The following is a 13260-nucleotide window of genomic DNA, read 5'->3' as shown; positions in this document are numbered from 1 at the left end:
TTCCGCCGAATCTCTCGAACGAACGTCCGCAATGGTGGGTGGAATGACGTCCCGACGTCACATGGAGCCGTGCCGGTATCGCCCGGGGGTCACTCCCACCAGCTTCTTGAAGTGGCGGGTGAGGTGCGCCTGGTCGTGGAAACCGGTCAGCGCGGCGACATCGGCCGGACGGTGGTCCGTGAGCAGCAGGCGACGGGCCCGATCGACCCGCCGGGCGTTCAGGTACTGGTGCGGGGCGATGCCGTACGCGCCGCTGAACGCCCGTACCAGATGCGCGGGATGAGCTTGCAGCAACCGTGCGCCCTCGTCCAGCGAGAGGCCCTCGACGACGCGCTCGTCGAGGAGTTCGCGCAGCCGGCGGGCGAGCGTGGGGTCGGGGCGTGCGGACGGACGCGGGGAGAGACGACTGGTGCGACTCCCGCCCGCCGGGCGCAGATGCGTCCGCAGCCGTTCGCCCACCAGCGTCAGCCTGCTCTCGGCCTCCAGCTCGTCGCCGGGCCGGGTGAGCGCGGTATGCACCTGTCCGACGCGCCGCCGCAGCAGGGGATCACGCAGATCGGGTGCGTCGACGGCGGGCCCGATCAGATCCTCGCCGAGGCGACTGCTGTCGAGGTACAGCACCCGCTTGCGGAAGCCGCCCGGGGTGGCGGGGGAGCCGTTGTGCGGGACGTGCGGCGGCAACAGCGAGACCGTGTCGTGCGGGGTTCCGTGCTCGTGCCGGTCCAGGTCGTACCGAACGGCCCCGTCGTCCACGATGAGCAGCGTCCACGCGTCGTGGACGTGCATCGGGTACGCGTACTCGGTGAAGTGGGCGTGGAAGACCTCCACGACGCCGGGGATGCGCGGGCGCCAGGCGGAGACCTCCTGCTGTACCGCTGGTTTGGCCGCCATGCATAGAACGTACAAGACGCCGCCGTACGACGCCCCGCAGTCTCGTCGCATGAGCACTGAACCCATGCCGACCGAGGCCTCGCGAACCGAACCCGTGCGCTTCGACACCAAGATCGCCGTACTGCTGCGGGAGGACCTGGAGACCTGGCAGCGGCTGAACGTGACGGCGTTCCTGGTCAGCGGCCTCGGCACCCAGGTCCCGGAGGTGATCGGCGAGCCGTACGAGGACGCGGACGCGGTGGCCTATCTGCCGATGATCCGGCAGCCGGTCCTGGTCTTCGAGGCCACCAAGGAGACCCTGCGCGCGGCCCACACCCGGGCCCTGTCCCGAGCCCTGCCCCGGGCACTCTTCACGAGCGACCTCTTCACCACGGGCAACGACCGCGACAACCGGGCGGCGGTGCGGGCCGTTCCGACGAGCGACCTGGATCTGGTGGGGCTGGCGGTGTACGGGCCGCGCAACGGGGTGGACAAGGTGCTGAAGGGGGCACGGATGCATCCCTGACGGGCGGGCGCCGGGCGGGCTACGGGCGGGCGACGGGCGGGCGACAGGGGCTAGGCCGCGCTGACCTCTGGCTTGGTGGGGGACGCGGGTTCATTCGGTTCCCCGCCCGACCCCTCGCCCGATACATGGCTCGGTTCCTGGCTCGGTTCCTGGTTCGGATCCTCGTTCGGCATCCGCCGCATCAGGGCTCCGTACCCGATCGCGGCCGCTGTCCCGATGACCGCGCACGCCCCCCACAGCCACTCGGCGCCGAAGCGGTCGATGACGACGCCGGACATCAGGGGCGCCACCAGGGCCGCGACCGACCAGGACAGGGTGTACATGCCCTGGTAACGCCCGCGACCGTGAACCGGGGAGAGCCGGACGACGAGACCGGTCTGGGTCGGCGCGCTGATCATCTCGCCGAGCGTCCACACGCAGACGGTGAGGGCGAACAGGCCGATCGACCCGGCGAAGGCGGTGAGTCCGAAGCCGTATCCGGCGAGGAGCGACGAGACGACCAGCAGCCGCTTGGTGTCCCGGTGTTCGATGAACCGGGTGATGGGGATCTGCAGCGCGACGATCAGCACGCCGTTGACGGCGATGGCGACGCCGTAGTCGGCCGGTGTGAACCCGGCCTCACCCATGGCGACCGGCAGACCGACCGCCCCCTGCTGGAAGATCAGCGCGACCAGGAAGGACAGCCCGACGACGCTCATGAACCGCCCGTCGCGCAGGACCGTACCGAGGCCGACCTCGTCGCCCGCTTCCTCGCTCCGGTGCTCGACGGGCCGGGACTCGGGCAACTTCAGGAACACCACGACCGCGCAGACCGCCGTCATGCCCGCCTCGATCAGGAACCCGGCACGGTAGCTGAACTCGGCGATGAACCCGGCGGCCACCGAGGACACGGCGAACCCGAGGTTGATGGCCCAGTAGTTGAGGGAGAAGGCACGCACCCGGTCCTCGGGCCGCACGATGTCGGCCATCATCGCCTGCACGGCCGGCCGGGAGGCGTTGGACGCCATCCCCACCAGGAAGGCGACACCGGCGATGGCGACCGGATGGTGCACGAAGCCGAGCAACGCGACCGACGCGGCGGTCGACGCCTGGGCGATGAGCAGCGTGGGCCGCCGCCCGAGCCGGTCGGCCATCACGCCCCCGCCCAGCGAGGAGACGACCCCGCCCAGCCCGTACAGCGAGACGACCAGTCCGGCGTAGGAGGCGGAGTACCCGCGGTCCAGCGTGAGGTACAGGGCCATGAACGTGGCGACGAACGCGCCGAGTCGGTTGACGAGCGTGCTGGTCCACAGCCACCAGAACTCACGGGGGAGCCCTGAGACGGTCTCCCTGGCGGCACGCCTCAGGTCGGCGACAGACATGACGGATCCCCCACGGATGTAAGTGCCCCAAGCGGTGAGCACAACTTACGAGAGGGAAGTTGTCGGAGGCCACTCAATTAACAGATCCCGTCAACCGTGCGTTCCGCGGTCCGCCTGGCGAGCGGACGTACAACGGATCAGAGCCTTCCATTACGCTCGTCCGCATGGCCGACGCACCGTACAAGCTGATCCTCCTCCGCCACGGCGAGAGCGAATGGAACGCGAAGAACCTGTTCACCGGCTGGGTGGACGTCAACCTCAACGAGAAGGGCGAGAAGGAGGCAGTCCGCGGCGGTGAGCTGCTCAAGGACGCCGGCCTGCTCCCCGACGTGGTCCACACGTCCCTCCAGAAGCGCGCCATCCGCACCGCCCAGCTCTCCCTCGAGTCCGCGGACCGCCACTGGATCCCCGTCCACCGCTCCTGGCGCCTGAACGAGCGCCACTACGGCGCCCTCCAGGGCAAGGACAAGGCCCAGACCCTCGCCGAGTTCGGCGAGGAGCAGTTCATGCTGTGGCGCCGCTCCTACGACACCCCGCCGCCGGCGCTCGAGGACGGCACGGAGTTCTCCCAGTCCGACGACCCGCGCTACGCGACCATCCCCCCGGAGCTCCGCCCCCGCACGGAGTGCCTCAAGGACGTCGTCATCCGCATGCTCCCGTACTGGTACGACGGCATCGTCCCCGACCTCCTCACCGGCCGCACGGTCCTCGTCGCCGCCCACGGCAACAGCCTCCGCGCCCTCGTCAAGCACCTCGACGGCATCTCCGACGCCGACATCGCGGGCCTCAACATCCCCACCGGCATCCCGCTGTACTACGAGCTCGACGCCGACTTCAACCCGGTGACCCCGGGCGGCACGTACCTCGACCCGGAGGCGGCCGCGGCGGCCATCGAGGCGGTCAAGAATCAGGGGAAGAAGAAGTAACTCGACACCTGGAAGCCCCCAACCAGCGGGTTCTCCGCTGGTAGGGGGCTTCCAGTCTTGTGTGGGCCGTCTAAGGGCCGTCAGTCGATCCTGCTTGGTAGTTGAGAGGCGCTTGAGGCGGAGTGCTTGGCGGGCACTGCCTTCGAACGTGCCGTAGGTATGCCGCCCACCGTCGTATGTGGCTGGCGCCTTGAGTAAGCGCTGCCGCATCAGGGTGTGCGCGGCAGTCCTCCCAAGGACTCACACGGCATGCGGGACAGGGCACCTTGCGGACTATCCCGTCTTCGCACCACTCCATGAAGTCGGGAATGTCCCTGACGTCATTCCTAACAGCCCAGGACCACAGAGCGTGCTCCTCATCATGATCAACGTTGAGCAGGTCATGTCCCGCCGACGTCTGCTTGAAGATCTCGTCTCTCTCAGCTATGAAGAGATTCTCTCCATAACCATAGGTCAGGGCACCCATGAGCGGGTCTTGTCCTAGGTCCGCTATCCAGCGACCCACCGGTGAACGGAGTGCTCGACGGTGCTCTGCCAACCGAGACATTGGGGTTCGTGTCGTCACGCCTACGTACCGGAGTTCGTAGCTCTGCGGGTCCCAAAGCCCGTACACGACGCCACTACGCGTTTCGATAGTGATCCGGCGCATAGCTTGCCGCAGGCGTTCGGCAGGATTCCCAGGGTCATCCTTCTCGTAGCGCGGGTAGCCATTCCGTACCCAAGCGGAGTAAACCGAAGCAGCATCAGCAAGGTCGTCCGCGAGCTCCGCAGGGTCCGCTCTCTTCCTTGTCACGCTTGGAAGCTATCGCCTGCCTCTGACAGCGATGACTCACGAGTCCATCGGTACCAAGGCTGATAGAGCGTTGTAAACGCTGGCGACAGCTTTTCCGGTTCGCTCGCGGCTGGACGGCATCAGGTGCGCGTACACGCGGAGCGTCAGACCGGGGTCTGAGTGGCCCAAGTACTCGGCAAGGGCCTTGATGTTCTCTCCGGCATCCAGAAGCACCGAGGCGTAGAAGTGCCGGAGCGCGTGCATGCCGTTCTCGCGGGACTCGGCGTACGGCTGTCCACGCGCGGGGACCGGGATCACCCCAGCGCCAGCCAGCGCCCGCTTCCACGCTTCCTCGTTGAGCGACGTGCGCCAGACATGACCCCCGCGCGGCCCGGTGAAGATCAGCCGCTTGGTCACCGGGGGACCGTCCGCGACCTTCCACGGCAACGTGATCTCGACCGGCGGGAACTCCTTCATGTGCGCCCGGAGAGCGTCAGCGACCGGCCCGGGGAGCGGCACGTCCCGGAGCTTTCCACCCTTCGGCGGAGCGAACACGGCCTTGCTGCGGCTCAGCTTGAGTTGCTGGACCACGTGGAGCGTGCCCGACGGGAAGTCGATCGCGTCGACGGCCACGCCGAGAATCTCGCCCTGCCGGAGCCCACAGCCGGCACCCAGATCGACCGTCGCCCGGAAGCGCTCGGGCATGGCCGCACGAACAGCGAAGACCCGTTCCGGCGTCCACGGCGTGACGCGCTTGGTGTCGACGGTCGGCGGTCGGACAGAACGAGCCGCACACGGATTGCGGGGGAGATGCCCGTCATCCACGGCCGCGCTCAACGCAGCGCGCACGTTGGAGTAGATCGTCCGGGCGTACGAGCCACGGATGCCGTTCGCCTGGAGCTGCCGCACCCAGTCGCGGATGTGCGCGGGTTGGAAGGAGCCGAGTGGGCGCGTACCCAGGTACGGGAAGGCGTGTAGCCGAAGCTGCGACTCCATCGAGGCTTGGGTGTTCGGGTCGGAGCCCTGAGAGGTAACCCAGTCCTCCGTGTACTGCTGGAAGGTGATCCGGGCCGCGCGAGGGTCGATGTACTGACCTCGCGCCATGTCCGCCTCGATGTGCGCGAGCCACTGATCGGCAAGCCGCTTCTGCCGGTCGGGAAAGCTCTTGGCCTTCTCCGTACCGTCCGGGCCGATGTAGCGGGCCTTGTAGCGAAGCCCGGAACCGTAGCGGTCGCTCTTGACCTTGCGGAGCTTGCCGTCCGGGCCGGGCTCGCTTTTGTACCAGCGGTCCTGGATGTGGCCGGCCATAGCGGGCGCGGCAGGTCGCCGAGAATCCAGACAGGGAGAGGGTCCCCACCACTGCCTGAGTAGGAACTTCCTCGGCGCTTGATGGTAGTGGCTACACGTAGCGGTCTATCGGCTCCGCGACATACGTGCCATCCGGCAACTGAGCCTTGGTCAACTCGAATCGTTCAGGCCCCCGACCAACGTCGCGCCTGATGACAGTGCCTGGGCGCCGGGTCGTGACGTGCAAGACAGGATTCCCTTCCAGGTCCGTGCTGTTGAGCAGAGTGTATCGGTGTACCTGGCCGTTCTTGCGACTGATCAGCCAGGTGATGATAGCGAGAACGATCGCGACGGCGAGGCCGCCGAAAAACTCCGGTAGCGCGTCGGAGAAGACGTTCACGCCGGCTCCTTCTCTCGGCTGGCACGTACCGTGTACGCGTACTTCGGCATCGCGATGAGCTGGGAAAGCATCCAGGCCCAGCGTTTCCGGGGTGTCGACAGGTCAGCCAAGTAGCTCCGCTGCTCTTCCAGCCACTCGCCTCGCTGTGCAACCGGCAGCAGTCGAGTGGCGAGCCGCAGCGGTGCCGTGACGTGGTTGTGTAGAGGCTTGGCGGTCGCCCTGCCCACCCATTCATTCCGGGTGAAGATTGTGTAGCGCTCGATTTCCCTGAACTTGCGATCGTCAGTCTCGTCTTGGAGGAACTTCACTACGACGCGGGGCTTGTTGACGCGGAAGCTCATTTGCCTTTCGGCATCCTTGACCGTCACTTCGAGCTCTTGCGGCTCGTCCGTGGCTCCCTTCACAACGCACCTCCGGCCAGCCCGGGACGCGAGGTGCCGGAACTGCTGGCAGTCGACCCGTTGGCGGTGACAGCAGCGAGAGCGTACGGGGCTCTTTCCGCACCCTTGTTGGTGAGGCGATAGAAACGGCGCCGGGGGCGGCCCTCAGCTTCGCCGATGTCGTCAGCCTCCCAGTAGCGCTCTACCCATCCGGCTTGACGGAGGCGTTCGAGAAGGGGGAAGAGCGTGCCATTGGGGAGTTTCGTCATCTTTGACAGCTCCAGCCCGTATAGCCCCTCTGCAAGCACCACAGTGCGACGCTCACCGTCGACGTCTCGGCCGAGTAGGGCGCGCAACACCGTCTGTGTGTGCGGGGTCAACTTTGGGTCTGCCATGCCGTTAATCTACCTAGGTAGTCGATACTTGTCTACCTAGGTAGGGTCGTGGGGGGTGGTAGCCGTTGCTGTCCAGCAACGAAGTACAGCAACCCCAGCAATCGCCAGCGATCGACACCGGCCCGCACGGCCCTCCTCGTAGCCCGTATGACCTTCAATGACCGATCTCTCCAGAGCTACGGATCAGGAGGTTGTGAGGGAGGGGGGCGGGTACGGAGCCATTCGGGGTCCTGAGACCCAGTGGTCCGGGGACTCCTATCCGGCCACCCCCCTTAGCCGCGTGTTCCTCGGCGAGAACATCGAACCGGCTCATCTCTGCCACGGAAGCTAACAGCCCCCACTGACAACGCCGTTGGGCAAGCGACCAGGCACCCACGACACTCGTGCCAGAACCGTGCCAGGTGGTGCGGGGAACCACGGGGAACACCGGGGACCAACTCAGCAGTCAGCTGAGACACAGACACCCTCGATCGCAGGTCAGCACGGGAGACGGAGCCAAAGCACACGAGCTTCCCAAGCTGAGGTTCGGAAGCGTCTATGCACAGCTCGTCTGGCGCCGTGGTTGGTTCAGTGCAATTGGCACGTTGCGAAGTGCGCTGCGGCACCATGCGTCACGTGTCATTAGAAGGAGTAGTAGCCGTAACGACTGTTGTGACAGCGTTCATTACTGTCCCGGCCACCTTGGTTGCCGCGCACTGGTCCAGACGAAGCGCGGACAGAGCGGCTGATGCCGCAGTAGCCGTTGGACTTGGCCAGTCCGAGGCTGCGGTGCAGGCCGCTCGGCTCCAGGGGCGTGCTGGTCGCGAGCATGCGTTACAGAGTGAGCGTCGCGTGGCGTACACGCAGTTTCTACGTGCAGCAGACCTTCTCGTACGGACGGGGCGAGAGCTACCAGCTATTCCTCACGAGTCCCGCAAGGTCCTACTAGATCAGAAGGTCACCGGAGTGGTTGAAGCCCAGGCAGGTGTTGCTGTGCTGGGACCGCCGGCCATCACGGCCCGAGCACGGGATGTACTTGAGCAGAGCTTGGGGCTGGAGAAGTTGGCTCTGCCGAGAGCTGTGCTTCGCTCAGCGGTAAGCGCTTTGGAAGCCCACTGGTGCCCGCGTAATGCAGAATCGTGCGAGGACCCGCACCATGGTTCGGCGTTCGTTGCCTTGCAGCTCCTAGTTGAGTGGGGAGGCCTAGACGACGATGAGCGGTGGGAGCAGCTTGATTTTCTGCAGTTCACGCTGCAGGAAAGCCGCTCCCTCACCACGGAGCAGATAGATCAGGTGCTTGATGTGGCCAAGTCCGTTGTGTGTTGGGACCGCATGATGGGCGGGTGGGTCCGTGATCCGTTGCTGGAGCGGTTTCAAGCGGTTCGTGACGAGTTCGCCGATGCCGCCTGTGGCGCCCGGGGAAGCCTTGTCGTCTAGGCAAGCGAAGCGCAGCGAGACGGGCTGACCGGCGGAGCGAGGACCTCGGTCCGGGCCGTCCCTGGGCCGTCCGAGGTCGCTCGACAGTGGCCAATGACGACCAACGACGACCACCAGGCGCACGATCCCACCGCCCCTGACCAGCAAAAACCCAGCTACCCAAGATCCCCGACAAGACCCAGGGGAAGAAGAAGTAACCAGCCCCGAAAAGCCCCCTACCTGAGAGTTTGTCGTCAGGAGGGGGCTCTTTCATGCGCTTGGGCGCACGGGCGCGGCCGGGCCGGTCGGCGGGTGTGGATCAGCAGGACTCCTCGAACTTCACCGCGGTGAGCGTCACGGGCTGGCCGTCGAGCTTGGCGCCGGCGGTCGGTTCCTGTGTGCACACCTGCCAGTTCGACTCCATGAGGACCATGCGGTCCTGGCCGGACGCGTCGTTGACGGTGATGCTCGTGGAGCTGTCCAGGGCCTGGCGGGCGACCTTGACGGCCTTGCCCTTGAAGTCGGGCATGGTGGATCCAGCTGACTCGGGCGCGGCACCTGCGTCCTTGGCCGGGCAGCTCTCTTCCAGCTTGACCGTGGCGAAGTCGACCTTGGTGTCCGTGGGATGTTCGCCGGCCTTCGGAGTCTGGGAGCAGACCTTCCAGTTGCGGTCGAAGGCCTGCATGCGATCGCGGCCGAGCGCGTCGTGGGAGGTGAGGCTGTAGAAACCCGCCTCTTGGGCCTGGTCCTGGGCGGACTGGAGGCCCTTGCCGGTCATGTCGGGCAGGTTGGCGGTCTCGGTCTTCGCCGTGTCGTTGCTTTTGGCCGCTGTGTTGTTGGCGTCCTGGCTGCTGCCGGCTTTGCTGGAGCCGCTGCTCGTGTCGGTGCCTTCGCAGGCGGTGAGCGTGAGCAGTGCTGCGACGGCGAATGCAGGTGCGGCGATGCGGGTGCGCATGGTGTCCCCCAGGCATGTGAGCTGAGTGAGCATCATGCGCGACGTGCGGGATGTGTGGAGGTGGACTGATGCTCCCGTGACACGAACGGGTGTCGAGTATGGCCAAGGCCCGCGCGGCGAAGCTGGGGCGCTCGGCGTGGGAGGTTGTCAGTCGACGGAGGCCATGAAGTTGAGCATCCTGCGATTGATCTCCTCCGCGTGGTCGATCTGCGGCCCGTGGCCCGTGCTGGAGATGATCTCGGCTCGGGAACCGGGGACCAGGCGTGGCACGCGCTCCGCCTGCCGTTGCGGGTGCACGAGGAGGCTTCGCTTGCCGAGCACCAGATAGAGCGGAGTGCGGATGGTGGACAGTTCCTCCTCGGACAAGGGAAGCGGAGCCGGCCGGCGTATGCGGTAGGCGCGAGTCGCCGTTCTGACCATCGCGCGCAGTTCCGACACGACGAGGACCGGCTGTTCGAGCCAGGCAGCCAGTCGTGGGCGGAGCGCCTTGGGGGCGGAGGTCGCGAAGAGGCTGGCGAAGATCCAGACGAAGAAACGCAGCCCCACTTTCTCCAGGCCGCCGGGGTCGAGCAGGGTGACCGAGGCGAGGCGGCCGGGCCTGCGGTGCGCCTGGTTCAGGGCGAGCCAGCCGCCGTAGGAGGAGCCGACGAGGTGGACGCGGTCGAGTCCGAGCCCGGCGAGCGTCTCGTCCAGCCACTGCGCCGCGTGGTCGGGCTGGTGGATGGGTTGGTGCTGCACGCTGCGGCCGGGATCGCCCGGGGTGTCGATCGCGTAGACCGGGCGGTCCGCGCTGAGGTCGGGGGTGTTCGGGTACCACATGGCGGAGCAGGAGCCCGCCCCGTGCACCAGGACGACGGGGGTGCGGGATCGGGCGGCCTCGTTCGCGGGGCCATAACGGTAGACGTGCGTGGTGCCGAAGGACGTCTCCACGTCCTCTTCCGCGAGTGCGGGCGCCCCCAGTGCGTAGACCGCGTCGCAGGCCGTGAAGTGGCGCTCCCGCCAGGCATCGCTCACATAGCGGCCGACATCGGCCTGGCGTTGGGCAGTGGTCTCGGGCATGGCCACCTCCGGCGTCTCGGTTTTGTGATACGAACGTACCATGTAAGTGGTACAGCTGTATCATCAAAGGGTCATGTGGGGGCCGTAGCAGGAACGACGAGCGGAGAAACGGCCGATGCCGAAGCGCGTAGATCACGCAGAACGGCGCACCGAGATCGCCGAGGCCCTCGTCCGGGTCGCCGGCCAACGCGGGCTGCATGCCGTCGGGATGCGCGATGTGGCAGCGGAGGCGGGCGTATCACTGCGGCTGGTGCAGTACTACTTCCAGACCAAGGAGAAGTTGCTGCTCTTCGGGCTCGAGATTCTGGCGGAGAGATTCGGGGAGCGGGTCTCCGCCCGCGTACGGGCTGCCGGGGACAGTCCTGGTCCGCGCGCGACGGTCGAGGCGCTGCTGATGGCGGCGCTGCCGACAGACGACGAGAGCCGGACCTTCCACCACCTCTACACGTCATACGCGGTTCTGGCCGTGAACGACCCGGCGCTCGCAGCCCAGCCCTTCATCAAGAACCCTGATGCAGCCGAAGACGCCCTGACCGAACTCCTTCAGCAGGCGCAAGAAGCGGCACTGCTTGAGCCCGGTCTGGACGCACGGTTGGAGGCAGCCGGCCTTCTTGCCATGTCTGCGGGACTCGGCACCAGCATCCTCGTCGGCCAGCGCAGCCCGGAGTCCGCGACCGCGGTCCTGCACCACCATCTGAACCGAATCTTCAGCACCGGTGATGCGGTCCTGACATGAGCTCAATGGCCGGGCGGACCAAGGGCGGATCACTGCGTTGATGAAGCGGTACCGAGCGCAGAAGCGGTAGGCACCGGCCTGTCGACGGCCTCGATTCGAGGGCCGACTGGTCGCCGCGGGCTAGCCGCAGCGTTGATCGATTACACGGCCGCAGGTCAGAGACCTGGCCCTTCGCTCTTCGGGTGCTGACCGTCTTGCAGTCCCTCGAACACAGCCAAAGAGCCGTCCCGCTCGAACCGCAGCACGCGGGGCCGGGGAGCTTCCTGGGCCGAGTCCGGCTCAGGATGAAGCTCTCTGTAGCGCTGATGGTAAAGATCAACCGCTTCGCGGATCGAGCATCCTTGTGCCTCACGAATCGTCTTCACGGCGAGGATGGTGCGCCCCTCCAGAATGTCGCGATCTACACTCTCCGGCAGTTCTGCCACAGGTCCTCCCCCGGTCCGGCATAGCAGTAGAGCAACGTCGGCTCCTCCGGTCAACTGAGTTGCGCAGCCGACCACAGAAGCCCTCGACGGTGCCCGCCTGCGTGCCCGTCTGACGGGTTACCTGCGGATGATCGGGACTGAGACAGTCGACGGCACCAGGACCAGGCACTACAAAGGAACCGTCACCGGCCGAGGACACCACCGCTCTCGCGGACGCCGCGCAGGGAAGCTGAAGGGGCCCCGGGGTGGGAGAGGCGGAGTGCGAGGTCCACTACCCCTGGACGGGAAGGTCCGGGTGGGTGGCGAGAAAGACCATGTAGGCGACGGCCGCTGTCCCTCCCAGGAGGGACAGCGCACCACCGACCACGGCTCGCGACCTGCTCGCTCGGCCACGCGCTGACGCCTGGTACTCGACGTAGGCCCGCACAAGGCCGACGAGAGCGATGGGCAGCGCAAGGAAGCAGACGAGTATCCAGAAGGGGCAACAGAACCAGACCGCCACGGACGCTCCGCCGCACCAGACCGCGAGCTCCTTTGTCTCTTGTGTCTCGTCCGGGGCGTCAACGGAAGTCATGGGCGGATTCAAGCAGAGCCAGCGCGTTCGCCTGGACGCCAGGGCCATGCCAGGCCGATGGCGCGGGTCAGGCCGCCGTGCGACGCGCGAAGGTGCGGGCGTGTTTCTGGCGGGCGGCGTCGAAGGCGTCGGTCGCGCCGGCGCCCTCGTTGCCGGGGCCGGTGTTCCAGGCGGTGATCTTCCGGGCGATGTTCTTCACCTTGGGGTGGCCGGGCTTGAGGGCGATCTCGAAGTGGGACTCCTTGGGGACCGGGAAGTCGCCGCCCCACGCCACCACGCCGTCCAGTTCGGCGAGGACGTCGCGGATCACGACGAGTTCCTGGGGGTAGAAGCCGGCCCGCGCGCCCAGCGGGTAGGAGGGCTCCCTGATGTCGATCGCCGTGCCGGAGAGGTAGTTCGACTCGTAGGGCTGCTCGACCTGGCGGGAGGTGCGGTGCCCGCGCACGTCGCCGGCCCTGAGCTGGTCGATCTCGTAGTGGAAGCGGCGGGCCACGTGCAGCAGGATGGTGGCGGCGTCTCCGTCGGCGAGGCGGACGGACCTGCCGCTGCCCTCGATGCCGTACGACGTGGCCTCGTCCAGTATCTTCCAGCCGTTGGCGGACCGGGCCTTGGTCCACGCGGTCGCCTTGCCCGAACCAGCGGGCGTGGCGGCCCGGTCGGCGGCCGTGGCGGGAGCGGAGCCCAGTCCGCCGAGCACGGTGGCGCCGGCCAGGGCGGTGGTGGCACCCAGCACGCGGCGTCTGCTCAACTCGTTCACGGTGTTCCCTTCTTGGTGCGTCGATGGAGGACGGCCAGCCGTACGGCGTAGGCCAGGCAGGCGACAGCCAGGACGGGCAGGACGACCAGGGTCGGGTTCACCCAGCCCGGCACCAGGTCGTAGCCCGCGTTGCACTTGTCGTGGAGCGGGAACCACTGCGTGTACTCGTCGAAGTTCGCCCTGCGATAGGCCCGGTCGTAGGTCTCGCCGCGGGAGTGGCACGCCTCCTCCGGGTCCAGGTTCGCTCCGGCCAGGGAGCCGACGAGGTAGACGGCACCCGCCCCCAGCACGAGCAGTGCCGCCGTCAGGGCGAACCAGCCGGTGCTGTGCCGCCACCGGCCGCCCGCCAGGGACCGGCACCAGAACCACAGCCCCGGCCCGACGAGTACCAGGACCAGCAGCACGAGGAGGAGGAGAAGGAGACCCATGGGCTAACCCTGCA

Annotated in this window: 16 protein-coding genes; 4 read left to right on the top strand and 12 right to left on the bottom strand. The window is 67.0% G+C overall.

The window, feature by feature from the left end:
- Positions 1-57 precede the first annotated feature (57 nt).
- Positions 58-891: an AraC family transcriptional regulator gene (locus ACFYRY_RS22095; RefSeq protein ID WP_389148024.1), complete on the bottom strand. Its 834-nt coding sequence runs from the start codon at positions 889-891 to the stop codon at positions 58-60.
- A gap of 49 nt (positions 892-940) precedes the next feature.
- Between ACFYRY_RS22095 and ACFYRY_RS22090 the strand changes: the two genes are divergently transcribed.
- Positions 941-1396, top strand: coding sequence for a DUF2000 family protein (locus ACFYRY_RS22090; RefSeq protein ID WP_389148021.1), 456 nt, complete (start codon positions 941-943; stop codon positions 1394-1396).
- A gap of 50 nt (positions 1397-1446) precedes the next feature.
- On the opposite strand, the gene ACFYRY_RS22085 is transcribed toward ACFYRY_RS22090, so the two are convergent.
- Positions 1447-2757 (bottom strand): MDR family MFS transporter, encoded by a 1311-nt coding sequence (locus ACFYRY_RS22085; RefSeq protein WP_389148018.1) that lies wholly within the window; start codon positions 2755-2757, stop codon positions 1447-1449.
- A gap of 164 nt (positions 2758-2921) precedes the next feature.
- Here ACFYRY_RS22085 and ACFYRY_RS22080 point away from each other — a divergent pair, with 164 nt between their 5' ends.
- Complete coding sequence (locus ACFYRY_RS22080; protein WP_389148015.1) at positions 2922-3683, top strand: phosphoglyceromutase; 762 nt, start codon at positions 2922-2924, stop codon at positions 3681-3683.
- Between the two features lie 829 nt (positions 3684-4512).
- Here ACFYRY_RS22080 and ACFYRY_RS22075 read toward each other — a convergent pair.
- From ACFYRY_RS22075 to ACFYRY_RS22060, 4 genes are all read right to left on the bottom strand, one after another.
- A complete protein-coding gene (locus ACFYRY_RS22075; protein WP_389148012.1) occupies positions 4513-5763 on the bottom strand; it encodes a tyrosine-type recombinase/integrase in 1251 nt (416 codons plus the stop codon).
- 91 nt (positions 5764-5854) lie between these two features.
- The gene (locus ACFYRY_RS22070) at positions 5855-6142 is read right to left on the bottom strand and encodes a hypothetical protein (protein WP_389148010.1); all 288 of its coding nucleotides are present in this window, start codon (positions 6140-6142) and stop codon (positions 5855-5857) included.
- Positions 6139-6546, bottom strand: a complete 408-nt coding sequence (locus ACFYRY_RS22065) for a hypothetical protein (RefSeq protein WP_389148007.1) — start codon at positions 6544-6546, stop codon at positions 6139-6141. The genes ACFYRY_RS22070 and ACFYRY_RS22065 overlap by 4 nt, the downstream gene beginning before the upstream one ends.
- A complete protein-coding gene (locus ACFYRY_RS22060) occupies positions 6543-6791 on the bottom strand; it encodes a PadR family transcriptional regulator (RefSeq protein ID WP_389148411.1) in 249 nt (82 codons plus the stop codon). The genes ACFYRY_RS22065 and ACFYRY_RS22060 overlap by 4 nt, the downstream gene beginning before the upstream one ends.
- Positions 6792-7748: 957 nt before the next feature.
- Here ACFYRY_RS22060 and ACFYRY_RS22055 point away from each other — a divergent pair.
- Positions 7749-8333: a hypothetical protein gene (locus ACFYRY_RS22055; RefSeq protein ID WP_389148005.1), complete on the top strand. Its 585-nt coding sequence runs from the start codon at positions 7749-7751 to the stop codon at positions 8331-8333.
- A gap of 298 nt (positions 8334-8631) precedes the next feature.
- On the opposite strand, the gene ACFYRY_RS22050 is transcribed toward ACFYRY_RS22055, so the two are convergent.
- Positions 8632-9267, bottom strand: a complete 636-nt coding sequence (locus tag ACFYRY_RS22050; RefSeq protein WP_389148002.1) for a hypothetical protein — start codon at positions 9265-9267, stop codon at positions 8632-8634.
- A 147-nt stretch (positions 9268-9414) separates the two neighbouring features.
- Complete coding sequence (locus tag ACFYRY_RS22045) at positions 9415-10326, bottom strand: alpha/beta fold hydrolase (protein ID WP_389147999.1); 912 nt, start codon at positions 10324-10326, stop codon at positions 9415-9417.
- Between the two features lie 115 nt (positions 10327-10441).
- Between ACFYRY_RS22045 and ACFYRY_RS22040 the strand changes: the two genes are divergently transcribed.
- Positions 10442-11062, top strand: a complete 621-nt coding sequence (locus tag ACFYRY_RS22040; RefSeq protein WP_389147996.1) for a TetR/AcrR family transcriptional regulator — start codon at positions 10442-10444, stop codon at positions 11060-11062.
- A gap of 155 nt (positions 11063-11217) precedes the next feature.
- Here the strand turns inward: ACFYRY_RS22040 and ACFYRY_RS22035 are convergent, their stop codons facing one another.
- The 4 genes from ACFYRY_RS22035 to ACFYRY_RS22020 form a co-directional block, all read right to left on the bottom strand.
- On the bottom strand, positions 11218-11487 hold the full coding sequence (locus tag ACFYRY_RS22035) for a hypothetical protein (protein ID WP_389147994.1): 270 nt from the start codon (positions 11485-11487) through the stop codon (positions 11218-11220).
- Between the two features lie 271 nt (positions 11488-11758).
- Complete coding sequence (locus ACFYRY_RS22030; protein ID WP_389147991.1) at positions 11759-12061, bottom strand: hypothetical protein; 303 nt, start codon at positions 12059-12061, stop codon at positions 11759-11761.
- A 67-nt stretch (positions 12062-12128) separates the two neighbouring features.
- Positions 12129-12818: a hypothetical protein gene (locus ACFYRY_RS22025; protein WP_389147989.1), complete on the bottom strand. Its 690-nt coding sequence runs from the start codon at positions 12816-12818 to the stop codon at positions 12129-12131.
- A complete protein-coding gene (locus tag ACFYRY_RS22020) occupies positions 12815-13246 on the bottom strand; it encodes a hypothetical protein (RefSeq protein ID WP_389147986.1) in 432 nt (143 codons plus the stop codon). Before ACFYRY_RS22020 ends, ACFYRY_RS22025 begins: the two co-directional genes overlap by 4 nt.
- Positions 13247-13260: the final 14 nt, after the last annotated feature.

The organism is Streptomyces sp. NPDC005263, assembly GCF_042872365.1.
In the GTDB taxonomy this organism is placed as follows: Bacteria; Actinomycetota; Actinomycetes; order Streptomycetales; family Streptomycetaceae; genus Streptomyces.
Note: the sequence above shows the minus strand (reverse complement) of the source record. Positions and strands in the feature narration are given on the sequence as shown.

What these genes read in the sequence shown, in the direction of transcription:
- ACFYRY_RS22095 (WP_389148024.1), bottom strand. Translation starts at nt 891, where the DNA reads ATGGCGGCCAAACCAGCGGTACAGCAGGAGGTCTCCGCCTGGCGCCCG.
- ACFYRY_RS22090 (WP_389148021.1), top strand. Translation starts at nt 941, where the DNA reads ATGAGCACTGAACCCATGCCGACCGAGGCCTCGCGAACCGAACCCGTG.
- ACFYRY_RS22085 (WP_389148018.1), bottom strand. Translation starts at nt 2,757, where the DNA reads ATGTCTGTCGCCGACCTGAGGCGTGCCGCCAGGGAGACCGTCTCAGGG.
- ACFYRY_RS22080 (WP_389148015.1), top strand. Translation starts at nt 2,922, where the DNA reads ATGGCCGACGCACCGTACAAGCTGATCCTCCTCCGCCACGGCGAGAGC.
- ACFYRY_RS22075 (WP_389148012.1), bottom strand. Translation starts at nt 5,763, where the DNA reads ATGGCCGGCCACATCCAGGACCGCTGGTACAAAAGCGAGCCCGGCCCG.
- ACFYRY_RS22060 (WP_389148411.1), bottom strand. Translation starts at nt 6,791, where the DNA reads ATGACGAAACTCCCCAATGGCACGCTCTTCCCCCTTCTCGAACGCCTC.
- ACFYRY_RS22050 (WP_389148002.1), bottom strand. Translation starts at nt 9,267, where the DNA reads ATGCGCACCCGCATCGCCGCACCTGCATTCGCCGTCGCAGCACTGCTC.
- ACFYRY_RS22045 (WP_389147999.1), bottom strand. Translation starts at nt 10,326, where the DNA reads ATGCCCGAGACCACTGCCCAACGCCAGGCCGATGTCGGCCGCTATGTG.
- ACFYRY_RS22040 (WP_389147996.1), top strand. Translation starts at nt 10,442, where the DNA reads ATGCCGAAGCGCGTAGATCACGCAGAACGGCGCACCGAGATCGCCGAG.
- ACFYRY_RS22030 (WP_389147991.1), bottom strand. Translation starts at nt 12,061, where the DNA reads ATGACTTCCGTTGACGCCCCGGACGAGACACAAGAGACAAAGGAGCTC.
- ACFYRY_RS22020 (WP_389147986.1), bottom strand. Translation starts at nt 13,246, where the DNA reads ATGGGTCTCCTTCTCCTCCTCCTCGTGCTGCTGGTCCTGGTACTCGTC.